We start from the raw sequence: 19,090 nt of genomic DNA, 5'->3' as shown, positions 1-19,090 counted from the left end.
TATTAGCAGGTCAGTAACACCCAGCAAACTGATAAAAAGCAGGATCCAGCTTTTTCTGGCAATAACGTAACGGACTAACATATCAACTTTGCCTCCTATAAAGTCACTGCCATATAACCCATTCCTTTCTTTGTCACAATAGCGTCTGAAAGCCCAAGCGGTTCTAACTTCTGCCGCAAGCGGGTGATATTGGCTGTAAGTGTATTATCATTTACGAACTGCTCATCTTCCCATAGCTTACGAATCAGGTCATGACGTGAAATGACAGAGTTGTTGAACTTCACCAGCGCAATCAGTAAGAAAAATTCGTTTTTGGTCAAGTCTACTTCCTCGGCTGATTTTCGGATAACCCCCCGCTTTAAATCAATCAAGGCACCGTTCCATTCGAGTGTATCTGCCTGGGTTTCACCATAAGCGTACGTCCGTCGAAGAATCGCTTGAATTTTGGCATACAGCACATCCGTATGAAAAGGTTTCTGGACAAAATCATCCGCACCCATATTAAGCGCCATAACCATATCTAACGGGTGATCGCGGGAAGATAAGAAAATGATGGGGATTTCGGATACAGAGCGAATTTCCCTGCACCAATGAAAACCGTCAAATTTAGGCAGCGTGATATCCATGATTACAAGATGAGGCTGCTGATCAAGAAACGAACGCATAACCTCATCAAAATCATCCGGTTTCGTAACCCGGAACGCCCAAGCTTCCAGTCCGGTTTGCAGCGCTTCGAATAATGCCGTATCATCTTCAACTATAAATATATTAAATTCCATAGAATGAACTTTTCTCCCTTTTGTAATGTATTTAGTTCATAGTACTCTAAATGAATAAAATGGAGTTTGTGTTGCATTTAGGGTTGATATGAAGGCTTCATCTAGGTTTAATTCAACAACGGTGAACTTTGACCATTAGCTTTTCGTATATAATTTTTTTTAACAGGAATTTCGAAGCTCCAGTTTCCGGCGAGTGTAAGCTGCTGAGCAGTGTCATCCGAGAGAATTAACTCTTTTACGCTGACTTTCAACATGAACTTGTCTGGAGGTGTGGTTCCGTTAAAAGAATAATTGATGGTGCCGTTTTTGGCCAACGTTACACCTGGATCTGTGGCGATGCCGGGCACTGCCTGTATCGTTGAAGGGTCCAATTTAAAAGTCGGCTTGACTGATTGTTTCGCCCATTGTGACTGCGATATCTCGTTAAAATTTTTGATTGAGTATTGGAGAATTAGGTTCTGGCTGTCGTACATATAACGATGAATGAGAAGTGTATAGCCTTGGTCTGATTTACCGCCTATAGAAGTCGTCATGTCATTTTCGCTTGCTGTCATCAGCGCTGGATCGCTATTTGCATCCAGCTTTACCATGAGCGGGGAGGTAAATGAATTCTTAATGCTGAATAGTACCACTGCACAAATGAGCAGCACGATCATCGATACTGCAGGTACCCTGGATTGGAATAAGCCCCGTTTCCGGGGGGATATTCTTTGTTTCGGCGTCAGGCCCCGCTTGGGAATCACGTTCGGTACCCGTTCAATTTCATTATGAACTTCTTCCGGAACAGCCGCTTGCGCCTGATGGATGCCGGAATCCGGGAGCCGTGTCTCAAATATAGTTGCCTTCTTGCTACTGTGTACAGTGATACTCCCTCCGTGTACATCGATAATGCTTTTTGCGATGGCCAGTCCGAGACCTGTGCCTCCGGTCTGCTTCGACCTGGAGCGCTCCACCCGGTAAAAGCGGTCAAAAATAAAAGGCAAATCCCGTTCCGGAATGGGGTCTCCATAGTTTTGGATCCGCACGACCAGTACATCTCCATCCTTAGCAATATCGATATCTATATATCTGCCCGCCTTCCCGTATTGTATGGCATTGGAGATAATATTCTCGTACGCCCGTACCAGCAGCACCCCGTCTGCTTGGATCTTGAATTCTCCTTCATGCATGTTCAACCTGATTTCCATGCCTACGTTCTCCGTAACCGGTACGAATTCCTCTTCCAGCTGACGGATCAGCCCGGCGATATCGAGCTCGCTCAGTTCCAGAGGCATGCCGTTGTTAATACGCGTATATTCGAACAGCTCGTCGATCAGGCGCCGAAGCGACAAGGATTTCTCATACGCAATGTTGATGTAATAGCGCATCTCCAGTTCATCCTGATACCGATCCTCCTCAATCACTTCGAGAAAACCGAGAATCGAGGTCAGTGGAGTGCGCAGGTCATGCGATACACCGGTAATTAAGTCATTTTTGGTCTTTTCCGCTTTGCGCTCCTCCGCTATCGAATGCTTCAACTGCGTACTCATTTGGTTGATGCTATGCGCGACTTCGCCCAGTTGGTTACCGGCAATTTCCGGAATCTGATGGTCGAACTGCCCATTGGAAATCTCCTTCAAACCGCGCGTAATTTCCGCCAGATATTGATCCCATTCGCTGCTGAGTTGATTCATACTCTCCGCTGCAACGCTTAACTCATCCTTGCCCTTGACCGTTATTACACGCCCGAACCGACCTGCCGATAACTCCTGCAGCCCTGCGTTGATTTCGCGCAAATCCTGAACCAAACGGAAGCTGGCCAGGAAGAAAGTGACGGGAAAGAGAATGATACCAGTGATGATCATCACGCGAACGGATCCGGCATGCTCAATGCTCCAATTGATCGGAGCAGCCACGTATTCGATTTTCTGCAGTTCCCCGGCCATGAAAAAACCAAAAGAAATAACTGCGCCTGTTAGGGCCAGGCTTCCAATCATGATCAGCATTAATCTCCAACGAATTGTATACAGCCACTGTAGTTGTATCCTACTCACCCCTTGCTTTTAGAACGCCTTCGATTTTGTATCCAATTCCCCACACGGTTTTGATTATCCGCGGTTCGCGCGGATTAGCTTCTATCTTCTCACGAAGCTTTCGGATATGAACCATAACACTATTCTTCGACTCCATAAAAGGCTCGTTCCAGACCTCCTCGTAGATGCGGTCCATGCTCAGCACCGTCCCTCGATTGACTGCCAGCATGTGAAGGAGCGCGAATTCACGGGGAGTCAGCTTGATCTCCTGCTGATCGACCGTTACCGTATGGGATGCTTCATTAATAACGACGTTTTCGATACGTATTTCGTTTGCGTTAGCCGCAGTGGAGTTAAATTGGTTCATCCTCCGAAGCTGTGACTTGATGCGTGCAATCAGCTCAAGCGGGTTGAACGGTTTGGTTACGTAGTCGTCGGCGCCGATACTGAGGCCTGATATTTTATCGATATCTTGACTTTTAGCCGAGAGCATGATGATGGGAATAGGATTCGTTTCCCGTATTTTCATACAAGCCTGCAACCCGTCCATCTCGGGCATCATTAGATCCAGTACAATCAAATCGACTTGCTCCGACTGCAGAATCTCCAGTGCCTCCAGTCCATTCGACGCCTGCAGGAGCTTGTATCCTTCGTTATTGAAATAAATATTCATCAATTGGATAATTTCCGCTTCGTCATCCACCATCAAAATCGTGCTTTCCGCCATAGATCCTCCCTTAGTTCTCTTATTTTTCTTAGATAGAGAGTAGAACAATAATTATAAGCGATATTTCTAATGCAATGAATAACGCTAGCCATATTTAAGGAAATGATAAGGATTTCGGTAGCTGGCTGATAAGCTTTCTCTTCTATACTTGGGTCAATACAAGTGAATAACCGTTTGAAATAACAAATGAGTGGAGGTTTTATTTTTGATACACAATTTATTGCAGAAGGTCATGCTGGCTAGTCTCAGTGTGATGCTATTCGGTACTTCAGCAGCCTCTGCAAATTCGGACAGCCAGTCAAATACGAAAGATACCTTAAAAGTATTGTACTGGAACGCAGACGATTTCAATAGGACGTATGGGAATCTGTTCAGTAAGAAGTACCCGGATACAGACATCCAAGTAGTTACACCTACAGGTTCGAGTGCGATTACGGATTACAACGGAGCTATCCAAAAGTATTCACCAGATCTTGTATTGCTGCCCCCATACCAGTACAAAGAAATGTCTAAAGATAAAAAGCTGACAGATTTAGAACCGTTAATTAAACGGGATCAGTATAACATGACAACAGTATACCCAGGCTTGCTTGCCGAATTAAAGGAACAAGGCGGCGGTAAACTTTACGGGTTAAGCCCAAAAACAGAGTCGTATGCTCTTTTGTATAATGCTGATTTATTTAAAAAGCACAAGGTTAAAGCACCAAGTGACGGAATGACGTGGGAAGAAATATTGAAGCTTGCTAAGAAATTCCCTACTAAAGGGGATAAGAATACCCGAATTTGGGGCCTAAGCGCCTCCGGATCCAGCAATTTGGTAATGGATATTGCAAAAACAGAAGGATTAATATATATCGATCCAAATACTCTTAAGGCTACTGCGAATACAGCTGCGTGGAAAAATGCCTATCGTATAGCGAGCGAGGCCACGAAGTCGGGGGTGCTTGACGAAAGGATCACTCTGCCGGGTAAAAGTTATTTGGAGAGCAGCCCGTTCATTATGGGACGATCCGCTATGATAGTAGCCTCTATCAGTCAGCTGCAGTCCTTGCAAAAAGCAAAAAATAATGTAAAGAATTATAAACCGTTTACGCTTGGTATGGCTGCCGGCCCTTCGGATTCTAAGGACCGGAAGTCAACAGGAGACGTACGTATTACTGAAATATTCGCGATTCCGGCAGGTGCATCGAATGTGGATGCCGCTTGGGATTACATCAAATATTTCAATGGGGATGACTACGCTAACGAATACTATAAACCCAATACCACTGGTAATAATATAGGTGCTCCTCTGTCCCGCATGGTTAAGGAGTACTCTGGTTACAAGCTGGATGCGTACTATAAATTAAAACCTAATTTGGATTCAGCTAGTACAAGTTATGCTCTCATGAACAAGTCAGCAAATTTTGAATTAAATTTCCGGTCAGTTCTATTTAAAGAACTGGCACAGGTAGTAAACGGGAAGAAAACATTGGACAAAGCAACTGCTGCTATTCAATCAAGCACTCAAGCTGATGCTGATAAACTGGCAAAGGCTCAAAAGACAAAGAGATAGAGATAAAGAATCATGGAGATATGAAAAGGATATTTTTATAAGCCTTTTGGGTGTCAAAGAATGCACGGTATCTGAGGGGGGCTCCTGCGGAAAGCAAGTGCCCCTCTATGTTGTTTGGACTGTAATGTTGTTCTTAGAAGAACGAAGCGGGGGTGGAATCTTGAAGTATAAGGTTGCTATGTATATGAAAAAAGTATTTATATTTATTAGTGTAGCGGCACTTGTTCTTGGTTCCACTGCTTGTAATTTGCCGAAGGAACAGACACCAGACTCGGACAATCTGGCGGAGTTGGAAAAGGGTGTTCTGAAGACAACAGCTTTTGAAAAGGAAGTAGATTATTTAAGACAAAAGGGTCTTGAGCTTCCTGATTTGCCACCTGATAGCTGGAAGGTGAAGCGGCATCGGATCAGCGACTGACTAGGCTGATGGCAGCTGAAATGTTAGTATCGGCTTATGAAGCTATATTTGGAGAAATACAAACGGTTCCAGCCTCCAAGCCAAAGGATACGGAAGATATCAATGCATGGAAATCGAGCGGATTTTTCTTCTGGTCGGAGTCTGGGAACTTGGAGCCTGGAAAAACCGGCAACTGGGATGATTGGTCTTTTATGCCGGCGATTGTTTATGACGCTACTCTTCGGTCAGATATGAAGCTGCAAGAGTCTAAGGCACCGTATGGTTCGGTTGTAGCTGCACTGGCCGCCCTGATGTGGTTGCCGAGAATGTAATGCTGCAGTTTGGCTTGGAGTTCACTGATGCTTTTGATACTACAGTTGATTTGGATAAGATGTTAGATCATTTGGATAAAGGGAATATCTTATATGTCATGTTTAGGGAACTGGACATTCCAGAGGGACACTCGTCTATGATCAAGGGCTACTGGAAGTTAGGAAACCATGTCCAGTTCATCGTCTCTGACCCGAATTACAACATGATGGGGCCTTTTGGCTATCTGGAATATTTAAAGGATGCCGAGACCATGTTGCTTGATATGGAAAGGCATCTACCGAGGTATTTTATAATACCGCCGGGAGAATAGGAGGAAATGAATGATGAAGAAAATTATATTCGCATGCGTCATCTGTGCTTTCTTCCTTGTGGGATGTAGCAGCAATAATGAGGCGAACCCAGATAAAATAAGTCCCGATGAGAATCTGCAACATACGTTGGAGCAATACATGCGGGCCATCGCTAATAAAGATGCTGAAACTTTGGTCGAGTTATACGGCGGCAGCTACCAGGGGCTCATGAATTTATCTCCTGAAACAGATCCTGACGATGAGCAAGAATTATTCAATCAGTATCTGGAGCTGATTCCTGACATCTCCCTTAAAGAGATTGTTGATCAGACCGAGGTAAGCAAGGATGAATGTAAATTCGTGATTACGTTAAAGCATGAAGACGGAACCTTGTTCCAGACACAGGAGTTCGACACAATCACTGATAAGTTCACCTACACAGTTAAAAGAGTTGACGGTAGATTAAAGGTAATGGAAGTCCCTCCATATCAACCCTAAGGTTGATATGGAGGCTTTAAGGAAATGATAAGGATTTCGGTAGCTGGCTGATAAGTTTTCTCTTATATACTTAGCTCAGTACAAACAGATAATCGTTTTAACAATAAAGGAGTGGAGGTATTATTTTGAAGAGAACTATTTTAAAAAAGTCAGTAATCGTTAGTTTGAGCTTTATGCTATTGGCTATTTCAGCAGGCTTTAGCCAAGACCCAAAAGCTTCTGCTAATTCAAACACCCAGGTTAACACGAAACAAACTCTAAAGGTGCTGTACGAAGACAAATATTATTTCGATGAGAACTTGTTCAAATCGCAATTTCCCGATACTCAGATTCAGGAAGTGAAATGGGATGGGAAATCAGACTTAAAAGCTTTTATCGCCAAGCAATCGCCAGATGTTGTCATGTTGAACACCCTTGAATATAAGCAGATGTCCAAGGAGAACCAGTTAGCAGAACTGGGACAGTTAATCAAGAGTGACAACTATAACACTGCAACCCTATATCCTGGATTGTTGGACGCACTCAAAGTGAATGGAAAGCTCTACGGGCTAAGTCCGCGCTTCAACACAGAATCCCTTTTTTACAATGTAGACTTATTCAAAAAATATAATGTCCCCTTACCGAAGGACGGAATGACTTGGGAAGAAATACTGAAACTATCCGCGAAATTCCCAACTAAAGGAAATAAGGACACCCGTATCTGGGGACTTCACTATCCGCTTGATAATTACACCTATTTGATCAATGATATAGCAACTTCTGAAGGGTTAACCCGTTATAATCCTGATACACTTAAAGTAACTATGAATACAGCCGCTTGGAAAAGGGTATTCAGTATGGCTATCACTGCGATAAAATCCAATACCATAGAAGGCTCAAATAAAAGTGGATATGATGTGGACCCTTTCCTTATGGGAAGAGCGGCTATGACAGTAAGTACGACTAGTATGAATACTTTAAAGGGGGTAACTGCAAATAAATCTGCTATAGCAAAGTACAAACCGTTTACCGTTAAAATTGCTGCGGGTCCTGCCGATCCTAAGAACCGGAACATGACACGAAACATTCATCTTGATTCAATCTTTGCGATTCCGGCTAGTTCATCTAATAAAGATCTTGCTTGGGATTTCGTCAAATTCTATAACGGAGCGGATTTTGCTAAATTTAAGTCCGAGATGCTTTCAGATTATTCCCTGTCACGGATGGATTATAGTAAAGAATACAAAGGATTTAGTATGGAGGCCTTCTATAAATTAAAACCAAACCTGGAAACACCACCATATGTTAATCCAATAGGAGTTCCATTTAACAATGCACAGTATTCACTTATCCTGCAGAGTGAAGTTAAACAGGTAATAAGCAACAAAAAGACACTAGACAAAGCGCTGGCTTCCATTCAAACACAGGTTCAAAAGAGCCTTGATGAGGCTGTGAAAAAGCAAAAAGCGAAGAAATAACCCAGGCCCCATTCTTAGATAGCTTCTATCTGAGAATGGGTTCCTTTTTGTCCGCACTTCTCAGCCTTATTTAAGGAAATGATAAGGATTTCAGTAGCTGGCTTATAAGCTTTCTATTCTATACTTGGGTCCATCCAAGTGAATAACCGTTTGAAATAACAAATGAGTGGAGGCTTTATTTTTGAAGAAAAATATGATACAGAAGATCATGCTTACTAGTTTCAGTGTGATGTTGATCGGTACCTCAGCAGGTCTTGCCACAGGTCAACTGGTTTCCGCAAATTCGAATAGCCAGGCAGATACGAAAGATACTTTAAAAGTATTGTATTGGAACGCTGATGATTTCAATAGGACGTACGGGAACCAGTTCAGTAAGAACTACCCGGATACAGACATCGAAGTCTTTGCACCTACAGGTTCAGGTTCGGTTACAGATTACAATTCGGCGATCCAAAAGTATTCACCGGATCTTGTAATGCTGCCCCCCTATGATTACCAGCAAATGTCTAAAGATAAAAAGCTGGCAGATTTAGAACCGTTAATTGAACGGGATCAGTATGACATGACAACAGTGTACCCTGGCTTGCTTGCTGAATTGAAGGAACAAGGCGGCGGCAAACTTTATGGGTTAAGCCTAAAGGTGGAGTCGTATGCTCTTCTGTATAATGCGGATTTATTTAAAAAGCACCATGTTAAAGCACCAAGTGACGGAATGACGTGGGAAGAAATATTGAAGCTTGCTGGTGAATTCCCTACTACAGGAGATAAGAACACCCGAATTTGGGGTCTAAGCTCCTTTGGGTCCAGCAATTTGGTAATGGATATTGCCAGAACAGAAGGATTAACGTATATTGATCCAAATACTCTTAAGGCTACTGCGAATACAGCGTCGTGGAAAAATGCCTATCGCCTGTCTGTCGAGGCTACGAAGTCGGGGGTACTTGACGAAAGAATCACTCTGTCGGGCAAAAGTTACCTGGAAAGCAGCCCGTTCATTATGGGACGATCCGCTATGATAGTAGCCTCTATCAGTCAGCTGCAGTCCTTGCAAGCAGCAAATAGCAATGTAAAAAATTATAAACCGTTTACGCTTGGTATGGCTGCCGGCCCTGCGGATTCTAAGGACCGGAAGTCAACAGGATATGTGTTTGGTTCTGAGATTTTGGCTATTCCAGCAGGTGCATCGAATCTGGATGCCGCTTGGGAGTTCATTAAATATTTCAATGGGGATGACCACGCTAACGAATACTACAAACCTAACAACTCTAATAATAGTATAGGTGCACCTCTGTCCCGCATGGTTAAAGAGTATTCTGGTTACAAGCTGGATGCATTCTATAAATTAAAACCTAACTTCAATTCATCTATTACAAGTTATGCGCTCATGAACAAGTCACCAGATTTGGAATTGGATTTTTGGTCAATACTATCTGAAGAACTGACACAGGTAGTAAACGGGAAGAAAACATTAGACAAAGCTACTGCTGCAATTCAAACACAAACACAAGCTGCTGCTGATAAAGTGGCAAAAGCATAGATGAAAAGGTAATTAACACAATGTGTTTCTGAAATCAGGATCATTTAATCATCAACTTACCAGATTGGAACACACATTATTACAATTCCCTTCTTTTCTTTCACTAAAGGCGGGCCGAATGTTAGTTTCTAACGGAAGCAACCTGATAGATTTCACGCAAGGGATGCTAACGGGTATAGGCATTGTGAGTATGGTGGTGACCATCATAGCCTTTGGCAGATATCAGAAGCGCAGCCAGTAAACATAGATCAAAGCCCATTCGCCGGGGGAGGCGGGTGGGCTTTTTTTACTTATGCAGACAGTGCGCTTGGAGCGCTATCCTTCCTTTTTACATTTTACAATTAAGAAGTTTATGGAAGGTTTGTTTTTCATATTCTTACCGGGCTCATCTATTTCTGATATCTCGACCAGGCCATAGTTGGCAAAGTCTTGTTGAATGGAGTCAGCATCATAAAAAAACATTTTCACTCGGTCCATGATTTCGAAATAGTCTGTATCCAGTTGGACGCCCTTACCGTACATTGGTGCTTTTTTGGATACCGTTGTAAAGACCATATATCCTCCCGGCTTCAGCTGATTATAACAATCCTGAATGAACTTCTCCCGCTCACGCTGATCCAATAAGTGAATCAGTGCATAGCAGAAAATACCGTCATAGAGTTTGTTGTCAAATGGCATATCGGTTACCGAGCCGTGGTAAACATTCATATCCAGCCCGCGCTGCCTCGCCAGATCAATCGCTGTTTGCGAAATTTCAATACCAGTAACATCTATACCATTGTCCATAAAAACCTTTGCATTTCTGCCATATCCAATGCCGGGAATCAGGATGTCTTTAACATTCTTTTCAAGGAAAAAATCCTTGGTTAAGATTGCCGAGTCAGAAGGTTCAAATCCCCACATCGTTTGTTTTTCTATGAAGCTTGCTTCCCAGAACTCCGTCATAGCCCGATCTCCTTTAATTACACTAAATAGTTATTACGGACATATTATATCTACGATAGAACCAATTTGCAATGTTATTGTTAACCTTCGTATTTTAGCTAAGTGATGATCCGGAGTTGAACAGTGTGGTAGTGAGCTATCTGGATGATTTCATTGCGAAAGTGCACATGTGGTGTTCCGGAGATACCTCAGAAAGTAAGACGATAGATGAAAGGAAGGCTCTGTATGCTGAAATCAGCAAGGAGACGGCAAATATAACAGATTACGAAATTAATGAAATGAATAAAATAAACGCTGATGAATACGAAGTGGTAGTGGACAGGTCCTGGGATAACGGGAGTGATAATACTGCTGTCTATTCAATGATTAAAATGATGGGATATGGAAGGTGGATGACCTGTAGTGATGAAACGGGCTTATAAATAATGCTGTTCTATAGAGTGATCACAAACCACCCTAAACTGGTTAAACCCCCGCAGATAGTGTACCTTAGTAATATTAGTAATTAGGAGTGGTGATTTTTTGTGAAAAAAAGTAGACAAACCCCCGTGCTGGTCGTGGTCTCCATCCTGCTGATCATTATCAGCAGCCTGATCCCGTCGGACAAATCAACCTGGCTGGGAGCACTGCAGACCATCTTGCTGGGCGTCGGGCTGCTCGGATGCTGCATGGCTTTTTGGCGGTTCGCCAAGGGCGGCAAGGGCAAGCGCTGATTTCTGGCACTGGAACAGATAGCATAGCATTAGCAAATGGAGAGCCGTGGCGGATGCTGCGGCTTTTATTAATATGTACGACGTCAGCGGATTTACTCTATGCAGCGCTTGCTACGCGGACTGAGAGGACCTTATTTTGTGAAAAAGCCTGCTTTTTTGCCCGTTGCGGACTCAGGCGCGCTTATATTGTTCGATGGAGCTCAAAATGAGGCGAAACTGGTTAGTTAAGGTCCTCTGAGTCCGCATGGATCGCTGATTCGACTGATTGGGCGAAATAACGGATCTACAGTCCGCATGGATCGCAGCAGCATGCTTGAGTCTATTGTTGCAGGCCCCACCCAGCTCCCTATCCCGCCGACGGACGCGGGACAGCTGGCCGCGCAGCAGCCATCTGTTCGCGAATCCCTCTGAGCTGCGCTTTCAGCTCAGGAACGCTTCGCTGCAGGATGAGGCTGATCTCGGGCAGCGGCAGCTGGATGCCGTACCATAAGGCGCTGGCGATCTGATCCTCCCAGGTGAGCAGGGCAGAAGAGCAGCGGCCGCGGTCTTGAGCAACCAGCGAGCATTGCCGGATGCATTCCCTGTAGGAGGCAAGGGAGTAAGCATCTGCTTGGATGCTGCCCTTGAGCCAAGGCTCATAGAGTGCCGCGAATGTAGCAATTGCGGCTTGATCGGCGCGGGCGCCCTTCTCCAGCAGGAGACAGCTTAGCGCATAGATGGTTCCGCTATATTGCTCAATATAGCTGGTGAATCCGGCAGCGGGAACTGCATTGGACGATAATGGGTCTGGCATGTGGACACGTTCCTTCCTGAATGTGGGCGATTTATAGTTTGGATATGTAGTTGATAGGTTTGCCGAAATGCTGATCCGCCGGAATAAGTGCGCAAAAAACCGCAGACAGAGGAGGACCTCTGCTGCGGTTTTGTTACAGGCGTAAGAAGCCTGGGGCAAAATCGTGGCGGATCAAGATCTCTCTCTTTACGCTTACGGGGTTAGCTGTCGGATTCGGACGGTGAGAGTCGCCCTACCTTTTGAGACTGCGTAATTGAAGTCTCCTTCGGATTCACCCCAAGTAGGCCTGCGGCCTGATGGTTCCCCCGTTTTCCGCTTGGCGGAAATTCAGCGTGCATTCACATTATCGCTGGTAACTTTCAACACGAATCATACCCTTTCAGGATTGTATTTGTAAAAATGGAAAAGAGTGCTTCTGCGCCGGATTTGCAATAAATTGCTGCTTCGCGAGGAATATTGGAGACTAAAACCATATATGTGGCCGATTATCATCCGTTTATCTCGCTCAATCGCCGTTTTTTATTTTTGGGAGGCAGCGGTGAGGGAACTCCGGAAATATTAATGCGTTAGACCGGAAACGCCGTCGATATTGATTTTTTGTGAAATGGCGTATTAGTGAGTAATCGGGAGATAATGAGAGATTGAAGATGAAGTAAGCGTTACCCGTCTGGCAAATAGATTCGTGAATGTGTTATTAGAGTAATTATGGCGGTTTACAATTTGTACCTGAATTAGAGCCTGATTCTACGAAAAGTGTACCTTTCTAGCCGCACAAACCATACATCCGGGAGGGCCTAATTCCCGCTTCCCGAATGCTTGACTTGGACCCTACTCCAGGGATTATCATTTGATTCTGTAAGGGCAGACGGTCAGTAAATTACCAAGACTGAAAGCCAAACTAAGAAGCTGGATTAAGAAGCTAGATTAAGAAGGAGGCCAGCAGCCAATGGAGCCTGTTTTTACGATCGCCGAGGTAGCAGAGCGGACAGGACTCAGCCAGGATACCATCCGCTATTATGAGAAAATCAAGCTCCTGCCCCCGGCAAGCCGCAAGGAGAACGGCCAGCGGGCATACAGCAGGCGTGAGCTGGACCGGGTGCATTTCGTCGCTATTCTCAAAAGAACCCATATGCCACTGCGCACCATTCAAGAATATATCAGGGCTTCAGCGGAAGAGGACTACGAGGAATGCTACAGTGTGCTGGACGGGCATAAAACGTTGATTGAAGAGCAGCTCACGGAACTTACGGCGGCACTGGAGCTTATGAAATACAAGCTGAAGAACTTCCGGGAGCTTAAGGACGGCAGGTTCATCGCGGAAATGGAACAGAGGAGGAACGAAGTGTGAAAATTGGGATGAATACGGAGCTGAAAAGCGGGATGAGTAAAGAGTCGAACAATGAGACAAACAATGAGGCGAGTAATACGAAGTTTATGCAGCGACCGATTCCTTCCGGATGGGGTCCGGACACTACGGCGGAGCAAGTAATCCAAGGCCATAATCTGAGCGGTAAAATAGCGGTCGTGACCGGCGGCTACTCCGGCCTGGGCCTGGAGACCACACGTGTCCTGGCTGCCGCGGGGGCCACTGTGATAGTTCCCGTTCGGACACCGGAGAAGGCCCGGCTTGCCCTTGCCGGGATTCCCGGTGTCGAGCTGGAGGCGCTGGATTTGCTGGACCCGGCATCTGTGGATGCCTTCGCGCAGCGGTTCCTGGACTCCGGCCGGCCGCTGCATATGCTGATTCACAGCGCAGGCATTATGGCCTCGCCGCTGGCCCGCGACAGCCGCGGGTACGAAGCGCAGTTCGCGACCAACCATCTGGGGCATTTCCAGCTGGCGGCCCGGCTCTGGCCGGCGCTGGTGCAGGGCGGAGGCGCGCGGGTAGTCTCCGTATCTTCACGCGGCCATCGCATTGCCGGTGTTGATTTCGCAGACGTGAATTTTGAGCGTAGAGCCTATGAGAAATGGACAGCCTACGGCCAGTCGAAGACCGCCAATGTGCTGTTCGCCCTTGAACTGGACAAACGCGGGCAAGCACATGGTGTCCGGGCATTCTCCGTGCATCCCGGCAGCATCCTGACCGATCTGGCCCGGCATCTGTCGGATGACGAGCTGCGCGGCATGGGGGCGCTGGATGAAGCGGGCAACCGCATTCCGGCCGGGCGTACAAGTCATATGAAGACGGTCCAGCAGGGAGCCGCGACCAGTGTCTGGTGCGCGGTGAGTCCGCTGCTCGACGGCAAGGGCGGCGTGTATTGCGAGGATGCTGACATCGCTCCTGTAGCGGAGTCCGGGGATTCGCACCAGCCTGGGGTGCAGGACTGGGCGATTGATCCGGGCAACGCTCTGACGCTGTGGGAGCTGAGTGAAGCTATGACGGGGGTTACATTCCCGACCTGACAGATCTGAACGACAAAAATGGTGCCGGCCCTGTAAAGAGGGCGGCACCATTTTGCATAACTGACTGAATCCTTACTGTACCGCTGCCTCAATAAGCTCCTGAAGCTCAGGAAGATTGAAGCCCTTGACAGCCCGGTCTCCGGATACGGTGACTGGAACACCCATGAAGCCCAGCTTCTCGACTTCTTCCTGATAGACGGTACTGGTCATCACATCTCTGACTTCGAAGGGAATGCCCTTGCTCTCAAGCAGCTGCTTCACCTGATTGCAGTCGCTGCAGCCGGATGTGGAATAGATGATTACGTTCTGGCTCATTGCTCCACAGCTTCCTTGATGGCGCCACGGGTGATTTTCCAGTGGGAAGTGTTCCAGCGGACCTCACCATCCTCCAGCAGGAAAATCTGCGGCGATTCATGCTTAATCCCGAAATCCTCGGCAATCTGATTGGAGACCGGACGGTCTTCGATAACATGTACAATGGCGGCAGGCGTGTCGGAATTCTGTGTATAGGCCTGGAACTCCTCATTTGCTTTGGCACTGATCGGGCAGGTGGTGCTGTGCTTGAAGAGCAATTTTTTGCCGGGTTGCCCTACGTATTGTTGCAGTTCATCCAGTGTATGGATTTGTTGAATAGACATCAGAGGATCACCTTCCTGGAATAGAATTTAGAAAGCATCTTGTCAACAATTGTGTTGTTAACAACTATTATTCTTGATTGTAACATAGTTCAAAATTAAAGCAAAAGAATGTTCAGCAGGCTTATCCCCCTCCCTTACGGGATGTTGATTAAGCCCTATTGCCATGCTAATGTGAGAGTGATGCAGCAACGCTCTGCGCATAAATAAGCAGGTATGAGGGGGTGTGCAATTCATGAAAAGGGTCGCTTTTGTAACCGGTGCCGACCGCGGGCTCGGGTTTTATCTGGTACGCTTTCTTCTTGAGAATAAATACACAGTGTTTGCCGGCCGGTATTTACCGGAAGTGGAGGCACTGGAGGCTTTGAAAGCGCAATACCAGGACACTCTGATGCTGGTCCCTCTTGATATCGGCAGCGCAGAGAGCGTGAAAGAGGCAGCGCGGAGTATTGCCGGCAGTACAGGACACATCGATATTATTATCAACAATGCCGGTATTATCCACCAGGCGGACAATGCTACAATGCTCGTGGATATGGATGATGAGGCTATGGCGCAGCTCTATAATGTGAATACGCTCGGCGCACTCCGGGTGAGCAACGCGTTGATGGGATTGCTTCTGCAGGGCAAGCAGCGGCTAATTATTAACATCTCCTCAGAGGCAGGCAGTATCAGCCGGAACAAAAGAATTAATATGTACGGCTACTGCATGTCGAAGGCGGCGCTGAATATGCAGTCCTCGCTGATGCACAATCATCTGCGTAAGCTGGGCGGACAGGTGATGGTCTTTCATCCCGGCTGGCTGCAGTCTTATATGAGCGGAGAGAAGAATATGGAAGCACCGATTCCCCCGGAGGAATCAGCGTATAAGATCATGAATATCGTACAGGATCATAAGAAATATCTGGGCGAGGAACCGGTGTACATCGATCTGGACGGCAATCTCTGGCCCTGGTAACAGCAGCGGACTTTTGTGGGATAATGGATTAAGCAATAATAGATGATCAACTTTGCACAAGAGAGGTGTGAATGCAATGACTTCCTTCAAAGCACTTGCGTTTGGCAGCTATACCGAGGTTAAATATCATCCGTTCACGGGAGTAGACCGTGAGATCGAGCAGCTGCTGGAGCCGGAGCTTCAGGTCGTATCGACTGAGGATTACGGGCTGATGAACAAGGAACAATTGTCGGACTGCAAGCTGGTGGTCTCCTATACTGAATTCTCTGATGAGAAATTATCCGCTGCGCAGAGCGGTGCACTGCTGTCTTATGTGGCTGGGGGCGGCGGTCTGCTCGTAGTGCATAACGGGATCTCCCTGCAGCGCAATCAGGAGCTCGGCGTAATGCTGGGCGCCCATTTCACCCACCATCCGGACTATACCGCGCTTCATATGACGATTTCCAGCCGGGAGCATCCGATTATGCAGGGCATCAATGACTTTGTAATTGAGGATGAGCCGTACTATTTTGAGCAGCTGCCATATTTCGAATCAACCATTCTCGCAGAATATCCCCATGGAGGGGCTATGCGGCAGGCGGCCTGGTGCCATGAATTCGGACAAGGGCGGGTAGTCTACCTGATGCCTGGCCATCATCTGCCTTCCTTCTCGGTAGAGCCGTTCCGGCAGATGATCCGCAGAGGCGGGTTATGGGCAGCGGGACTGCTGTAAGATAATGTGGAGGCCAGCTTAAGTTATGCTTAAGCTGGTTTTTTTGTTTATTCTGAAAAAACACCTTGACCCTGACACAAGTGTCAGGGTTTATACTGAGTGTAGACCATTTCTCATGAACCCCGGGGAGGATACCATGAAAATAGGTGAATTAGCCACACTTACGGGCGTAAGCGTCCGTTCATTGCGATATTATGAGCGTCAGGGACTGATCAAACCGCTGCGCCAGGACAACGGGTATCGTGAATACTCTCCGCTTGCCGTGGATACGGTGGAGACGATTAAGCTGTATTTGAATCTTGGCTTGTCGACAGAAGAGATTGCCGGATTCCTGAACTGTGTCCTTAAGAATAAAGAGGCGTTCTGTGCAGAAGTAATGCCGCTGTACCGCAGCAAGCTGGAGGAGATTGAACGCCAGCTGATTGAGCTGAATCAGATCAAGCTGAACCTGCAGGACCGGATGGCTTCAATTCTGCATGAGCAGCAGAATGAAGAGGAATAAGGCGGATCGATAAGATGAATAGAAGAAAATAACAAGAAGCTAGAAGGATCGAAGGGGGATTCTGGAACTGTAGGAGCGATAGCGTCCGGAAGTCCAAATATTCACCGTAGTGACGACTAAGCTTTAAGTTAGTATCTTAAGTTCAGCTTATATAATTGAGGTTAATCATTTGAGAGTTGAAGGAGGGCTTGAGATGGCTATGATAATTGCCGATAACGCCGGAGCTGTGCGTGAACAGCTGAAGGCTGGCGGAACCGTGCTGGTGGATTACGGTGCGTCCTGGTGTCCGCCTTGCAGAACCCTGCTGCCGATTCTGGAAGAACTGAATTCCGAATACGGGGATGACGTGAGCATGATTAAGGTGGACTGCGATGAACTGCCGGAGCTTGCATCGGAAGCCGGTGTGATGAGCATGCCGACAGTGATCGTATACAGCGGAGGCCAACCTGTGGAGAAGCTGGTCGGCCTGCGGCCGAAATCCGTATATCAGGGTGTATTGAACAAAGTTGCCGGAGCGGTGCGCGGTACTCTTTAACGTATTGTAACGGGGAGGGGCGGGAGCGCCGCTTTGCCGCGGATATCGTGGAGCACAGGCCCGCGATTCTTCCCAGGCAGCGTTTCCTGGCACTCGCAGCCCAAGAATTAAGGCAGGATGCCGCATGAGGATCATGCAGCGTCCTGCCTTTGTATTTTCGGGAATATATATAATGCCGCTATTTCGTGCTCTCTGCTCCAGGAACTACAGGGACAACCTCATTCTGGTGCAATGCTTCCAGTACCTCTGCGCGCAGACTTTCGGTGAACGCCGCCCATGTTTTTTTACCGACATCCAGCTCTTCACGTCCAATGGAATTCAGTGTTTCGAGCCACACGCGCTTATCATTAATCACCCCGAGCTGCTCTTGAATATCCTTGTAGATGGCCTCGTGGGCATGGAATTTCTGATTCAGCGCAAAAGCGGCCGCATTAGCGGTATAGCGCAGATGCTTGGCGGCAATCCGCAGCTCATGGAGCGCTTCGAAGGCTTCCTTCGATTCAGCCTCAGGCCCCTTGAACAGGGTCTTGCAGGCTTTTTTCTTCTGTTCAAAAGCGACTTCAAGCTCGCGCATGACCACATTGGCATCTTTCTTGGCGGCGAGCGGCTCCAGCTGTGTATCGATAAAAGGGGTCCACTGCGCGTCTAGGGCCTTGCCGGTCAGCTTGGGAAGCGCATCCTCCAGCTTCTTGCGGAATGTCTTCCGCTTGGCCTTCTGGTGTTTGATTACTGCTGTGAGCAGTTCGGCGGTTTTGACATCACCCGCCTCTTTGGCGGCCTTGCGCCGTTCCTTGAACGATGCGATCAGTACATCTGCGTCCCTTACCTTGCCGAGCTTCTTCTGTGCCTGCTTGAATGTGCTGTACAACTCTTCCGTAGCCGAATGGCCCGGATCAAGAATGGACAGGAGCGTCAGCAGCTTGCGGCTGTTGACTCTGGCCTGATGAATATCTTCATCTCCGAAGCCCTTCAGCACATCTTGGCTGTAGTCCCGGAAGTTGATATACAGCTTGTTCATTGCCTGCTCCCATTGTCTGGCCTTGCTTAGTTGCCTGTCCTTTGTCAGTTGTTCGGTTGTCATGCGGCATCACTCCTAAGGGTTGTGTATAGCATGAGCTTCAACGCGATTCTTATGGCTGGGATTATCTTCTTATCCTCTAAGGATAACGGGTTCCAGCCGCCATTTCAAATACAGAGTTCATATACCAGGGGCTTCGCGGCCAGGGCGGAGATCGGTTACAATAGGACTAATTAAGAAAGTGTAATTACAATACATCGGAATACGCAGCGTGACTTGCGGGATCAGCGT

At 46.9% G+C, this 19,090-nt stretch carries 24 protein-coding genes and 1 riboswitch; of the genes, 16 read left to right on the top strand and 8 right to left on the bottom strand.

Translation table 11 applies throughout. The annotated features are described in order from the left end of the window. Positions 1 to 95: 95 nt before the first annotated feature. The 3 genes from NYE33_RS01330 to NYE33_RS01320 all read right to left on the bottom strand — a co-directional run bounded on the left by NYE33_RS01330 (position 96) and on the right by NYE33_RS01320 (position 3,518). Complete coding sequence (locus NYE33_RS01330) at positions 96 to 779, bottom strand: response regulator transcription factor (RefSeq protein WP_042133247.1); 684 nt, start codon at positions 777 to 779, stop codon at positions 96 to 98. A gap of 107 nt (positions 780 to 886) precedes the next feature. Next, the gene (locus NYE33_RS01325; protein ID WP_341064497.1) at positions 887 to 2,764 is read right to left on the bottom strand and encodes an ATP-binding protein; all 1,878 of its coding nucleotides are present in this window, start codon (positions 2,762 to 2,764) and stop codon (positions 887 to 889) included. 40 nt (positions 2,765 to 2,804) lie between these two features. Continuing rightward, a complete protein-coding gene (locus NYE33_RS01320) occupies positions 2,805 to 3,518 on the bottom strand; it encodes a response regulator transcription factor (protein ID WP_336102506.1) in 714 nt (237 codons plus the stop codon). 253 nt (positions 3,519 to 3,771) lie between these two features. Here NYE33_RS01320 and NYE33_RS01315 point away from each other — a divergent pair, with 253 nt between their 5' ends. The 8 genes from NYE33_RS01315 to NYE33_RS01280 all read left to right on the top strand — a co-directional run bounded on the left by NYE33_RS01315 (position 3,772) and on the right by NYE33_RS01280 (position 9,826). Next, positions 3,772 to 5,073 (top strand): ABC transporter substrate-binding protein, encoded by a 1,302-nt coding sequence (locus tag NYE33_RS01315; RefSeq protein ID WP_341064493.1) that lies wholly within the window; start codon positions 3,772 to 3,774, stop codon positions 5,071 to 5,073. Next, positions 5,033 to 5,491 (top strand): hypothetical protein, encoded by a 459-nt coding sequence (locus NYE33_RS01310; protein ID WP_341064490.1) that lies wholly within the window; start codon positions 5,033 to 5,035, stop codon positions 5,489 to 5,491. Before NYE33_RS01315 ends, NYE33_RS01310 begins: the two co-directional genes overlap by 41 nt. 8 nt (positions 5,492 to 5,499) lie before the next feature. Next, complete coding sequence (locus NYE33_RS01305) at positions 5,500 to 5,802, top strand: hypothetical protein (protein ID WP_336102504.1); 303 nt, start codon at positions 5,500 to 5,502, stop codon at positions 5,800 to 5,802. Then, on the top strand, positions 5,802 to 6,113 hold the full coding sequence (locus tag NYE33_RS01300; RefSeq protein ID WP_336102503.1) for a hypothetical protein: 312 nt from the start codon (positions 5,802 to 5,804) through the stop codon (positions 6,111 to 6,113). Before NYE33_RS01305 ends, NYE33_RS01300 begins: the two co-directional genes overlap by 1 nt. Before the next feature lie 10 nt (positions 6,114 to 6,123). Then, positions 6,124 to 6,591, top strand: coding sequence for a hypothetical protein (locus NYE33_RS01295; protein ID WP_042133259.1), 468 nt, complete (start codon positions 6,124 to 6,126; stop codon positions 6,589 to 6,591). A gap of 125 nt (positions 6,592 to 6,716) precedes the next feature. After that, positions 6,717 to 8,048 (top strand): ABC transporter substrate-binding protein, encoded by a 1,332-nt coding sequence (locus NYE33_RS01290; protein WP_341064485.1) that lies wholly within the window; start codon positions 6,717 to 6,719, stop codon positions 8,046 to 8,048. A gap of 181 nt (positions 8,049 to 8,229) precedes the next feature. Beyond that, entirely contained in the window at positions 8,230 to 9,585 is a 1,356-nt protein-coding gene (locus tag NYE33_RS01285; RefSeq protein ID WP_076246190.1) for an ABC transporter substrate-binding protein, read from the top strand. Between the two features lie 118 nt (positions 9,586 to 9,703). Beyond that, positions 9,704 to 9,826, top strand: coding sequence for a hypothetical protein (locus NYE33_RS01280; RefSeq protein ID WP_256703955.1), 123 nt, complete (start codon positions 9,704 to 9,706; stop codon positions 9,824 to 9,826). A gap of 74 nt (positions 9,827 to 9,900) precedes the next feature. On the opposite strand, the gene NYE33_RS01275 is transcribed toward NYE33_RS01280, so the two are convergent. Next, positions 9,901 to 10,530, bottom strand: a complete 630-nt coding sequence (locus tag NYE33_RS01275; RefSeq protein WP_336103226.1) for a class I SAM-dependent methyltransferase — start codon at positions 10,528 to 10,530, stop codon at positions 9,901 to 9,903. Between the two features lie 131 nt (positions 10,531 to 10,661). On the opposite strand from NYE33_RS01275, the gene NYE33_RS01270 reads away from it, so the two are divergent. Both NYE33_RS01270 and NYE33_RS01265 read left to right on the top strand, forming a co-directional pair. Next, the gene (locus NYE33_RS01270) at positions 10,662 to 10,952 is read left to right on the top strand and encodes a hypothetical protein (RefSeq protein WP_341064482.1); all 291 of its coding nucleotides are present in this window, start codon (positions 10,662 to 10,664) and stop codon (positions 10,950 to 10,952) included. A 102-nt stretch (positions 10,953 to 11,054) separates the two neighbouring features. Beyond that, the gene (locus NYE33_RS01265; protein WP_039306684.1) at positions 11,055 to 11,243 is read left to right on the top strand and encodes a hypothetical protein; all 189 of its coding nucleotides are present in this window, start codon (positions 11,055 to 11,057) and stop codon (positions 11,241 to 11,243) included. A gap of 346 nt (positions 11,244 to 11,589) precedes the next feature. Here NYE33_RS01265 and NYE33_RS01260 read toward each other — a convergent pair whose 3' ends face one another. Further along, a complete protein-coding gene (locus tag NYE33_RS01260; protein ID WP_340948135.1) occupies positions 11,590 to 12,036 on the bottom strand; it encodes a hypothetical protein in 447 nt (148 codons plus the stop codon). 175 nt (positions 12,037 to 12,211) lie between these two features. Then, positions 12,212 to 12,379: riboswitch (cyclic di-AMP (ydaO/yuaA leader) on the bottom strand. Between the two features lie 603 nt (positions 12,380 to 12,982). On the opposite strand from NYE33_RS01260, the gene NYE33_RS01255 reads away from it, so the two are divergent. Both NYE33_RS01255 and NYE33_RS01250 read left to right on the top strand, forming a co-directional pair. Further along, a complete protein-coding gene (locus tag NYE33_RS01255) occupies positions 12,983 to 13,384 on the top strand; it encodes a MerR family transcriptional regulator (RefSeq protein WP_042133267.1) in 402 nt (133 codons plus the stop codon). 32 nt (positions 13,385 to 13,416) lie between these two features. Continuing rightward, on the top strand, positions 13,417 to 14,439 hold the full coding sequence (locus tag NYE33_RS01250; protein WP_445669797.1) for an oxidoreductase: 1,023 nt from the start codon (positions 13,417 to 13,419) through the stop codon (positions 14,437 to 14,439). Positions 14,440 to 14,511: 72 nt separating this feature from the next. Here NYE33_RS01250 and NYE33_RS01245 read toward each other — a convergent pair whose 3' ends face one another. Further along, positions 14,512 to 14,754 carry a glutaredoxin family protein gene (locus NYE33_RS01245; protein ID WP_042133269.1) on the bottom strand — a complete coding sequence of 81 codons (243 nt, stop codon included), beginning with the start codon at positions 14,752 to 14,754 and terminating at the stop codon, positions 14,512 to 14,514. Next, positions 14,751 to 15,077 (bottom strand): bacillithiol system redox-active protein YtxJ, encoded by a 327-nt coding sequence (ytxJ, locus tag NYE33_RS01240; protein ID WP_039306673.1) that lies wholly within the window; start codon positions 15,075 to 15,077, stop codon positions 14,751 to 14,753. The genes NYE33_RS01245 and ytxJ overlap by 4 nt, the downstream gene beginning before the upstream one ends. Before the next feature lie 232 nt (positions 15,078 to 15,309). On the opposite strand from ytxJ, the gene NYE33_RS01235 reads away from it, so the two are divergent. The 4 genes from NYE33_RS01235 (at position 15,310) to NYE33_RS01220 (ending at position 17,781) form a co-directional block, all read left to right on the top strand. Next, the gene (locus tag NYE33_RS01235) at positions 15,310 to 16,032 is read left to right on the top strand and encodes an SDR family NAD(P)-dependent oxidoreductase (RefSeq protein ID WP_042133272.1); all 723 of its coding nucleotides are present in this window, start codon (positions 15,310 to 15,312) and stop codon (positions 16,030 to 16,032) included. A 76-nt stretch (positions 16,033 to 16,108) separates the two neighbouring features. Continuing rightward, on the top strand, positions 16,109 to 16,744 hold the full coding sequence (locus NYE33_RS01230; protein ID WP_042133274.1) for a ThuA domain-containing protein: 636 nt from the start codon (positions 16,109 to 16,111) through the stop codon (positions 16,742 to 16,744). 136 nt (positions 16,745 to 16,880) lie between these two features. Then, the gene (locus NYE33_RS01225) at positions 16,881 to 17,246 is read left to right on the top strand and encodes a MerR family transcriptional regulator (RefSeq protein WP_042133275.1); all 366 of its coding nucleotides are present in this window, start codon (positions 16,881 to 16,883) and stop codon (positions 17,244 to 17,246) included. A 193-nt stretch (positions 17,247 to 17,439) separates the two neighbouring features. Continuing rightward, a complete protein-coding gene (locus NYE33_RS01220) occupies positions 17,440 to 17,781 on the top strand; it encodes a thioredoxin family protein (RefSeq protein WP_042133277.1) in 342 nt (113 codons plus the stop codon). Between the two features lie 178 nt (positions 17,782 to 17,959). Here the strand turns inward: NYE33_RS01220 and NYE33_RS01215 are convergent, their stop codons facing one another. Further along, positions 17,960 to 18,862, bottom strand: a complete 903-nt coding sequence (locus NYE33_RS01215) for a CHAD domain-containing protein (protein WP_042133279.1) — start codon at positions 18,860 to 18,862, stop codon at positions 17,960 to 17,962. Positions 18,863 to 19,090 lie beyond the last annotated feature (228 nt).

It is taken from the genome of Paenibacillus sp. FSL R10-2199 (assembly GCF_038000235.1).
Taxonomy (GTDB): Bacteria; Bacillota; Bacilli; order Paenibacillales; family Paenibacillaceae; genus Paenibacillus_AQ; species Paenibacillus_AQ phytohabitans.
Note: the sequence above shows the minus strand (reverse complement) of the source record. Positions and strands in the feature narration are given on the sequence as shown.

Bases quoted from the DNA above. Each gene is read 5' to 3' on its own strand.
- NYE33_RS01235 (WP_042133272.1), top strand. From the start codon at position 15,310: ATGAAAAGGGTCGCTTTTGTAACCGGTGCCGACCGCGGGCTCGGGTTT.
- NYE33_RS01310 (WP_341064490.1), top strand. From the start codon at position 5,033: ATGCTGATAAACTGGCAAAGGCTCAAAAGACAAAGAGATAGAGATAAA.
- NYE33_RS01325 (WP_341064497.1), bottom strand. From the start codon at position 2,764: ATGCTGATCATGATTGGAAGCCTGGCCCTAACAGGCGCAGTTATTTCT.
- NYE33_RS01300 (WP_336102503.1), top strand. From the start codon at position 5,802: ATGCTGCAGTTTGGCTTGGAGTTCACTGATGCTTTTGATACTACAGTT.
- NYE33_RS01225 (WP_042133275.1), top strand. From the start codon at position 16,881: ATGAAAATAGGTGAATTAGCCACACTTACGGGCGTAAGCGTCCGTTCA.
- NYE33_RS01320 (WP_336102506.1), bottom strand. From the start codon at position 3,518: ATGGCGGAAAGCACGATTTTGATGGTGGATGACGAAGCGGAAATTATC.
- NYE33_RS01250 (WP_445669797.1), top strand. From the start codon at position 13,417: ATGAGTAAAGAGTCGAACAATGAGACAAACAATGAGGCGAGTAATACG.
- NYE33_RS01230 (WP_042133274.1), top strand. From the start codon at position 16,109: ATGACTTCCTTCAAAGCACTTGCGTTTGGCAGCTATACCGAGGTTAAA.
- NYE33_RS01330 (WP_042133247.1), bottom strand. From the start codon at position 779: ATGGAATTTAATATATTTATAGTTGAAGATGATACGGCATTATTCGAA.
- NYE33_RS01245 (WP_042133269.1), bottom strand. From the start codon at position 14,754: ATGAGCCAGAACGTAATCATCTATTCCACATCCGGCTGCAGCGACTGC.
- ytxJ (WP_039306673.1), bottom strand. From the start codon at position 15,077: ATGTCTATTCAACAAATCCATACACTGGATGAACTGCAACAATACGTA.
- NYE33_RS01220 (WP_042133277.1), top strand. From the start codon at position 17,440: ATGGCTATGATAATTGCCGATAACGCCGGAGCTGTGCGTGAACAGCTG.
- NYE33_RS01215 (WP_042133279.1), bottom strand. From the start codon at position 18,862: ATGACAACCGAACAACTGACAAAGGACAGGCAACTAAGCAAGGCCAGA.
- NYE33_RS01280 (WP_256703955.1), top strand. From the start codon at position 9,704: ATGTTAGTTTCTAACGGAAGCAACCTGATAGATTTCACGCAAGGGATG.
- NYE33_RS01275 (WP_336103226.1), bottom strand. From the start codon at position 10,530: ATGACGGAGTTCTGGGAAGCAAGCTTCATAGAAAAACAAACGATGTGG.
- NYE33_RS01305 (WP_336102504.1), top strand. From the start codon at position 5,500: ATGGCAGCTGAAATGTTAGTATCGGCTTATGAAGCTATATTTGGAGAA.
- NYE33_RS01255 (WP_042133267.1), top strand. From the start codon at position 12,983: ATGGAGCCTGTTTTTACGATCGCCGAGGTAGCAGAGCGGACAGGACTC.
- NYE33_RS01295 (WP_042133259.1), top strand. From the start codon at position 6,124: ATGATGAAGAAAATTATATTCGCATGCGTCATCTGTGCTTTCTTCCTT.
- NYE33_RS01315 (WP_341064493.1), top strand. From the start codon at position 3,772: ATGCTATTCGGTACTTCAGCAGCCTCTGCAAATTCGGACAGCCAGTCA.
- NYE33_RS01260 (WP_340948135.1), bottom strand. From the start codon at position 12,036: ATGCCAGACCCATTATCGTCCAATGCAGTTCCCGCTGCCGGATTCACC.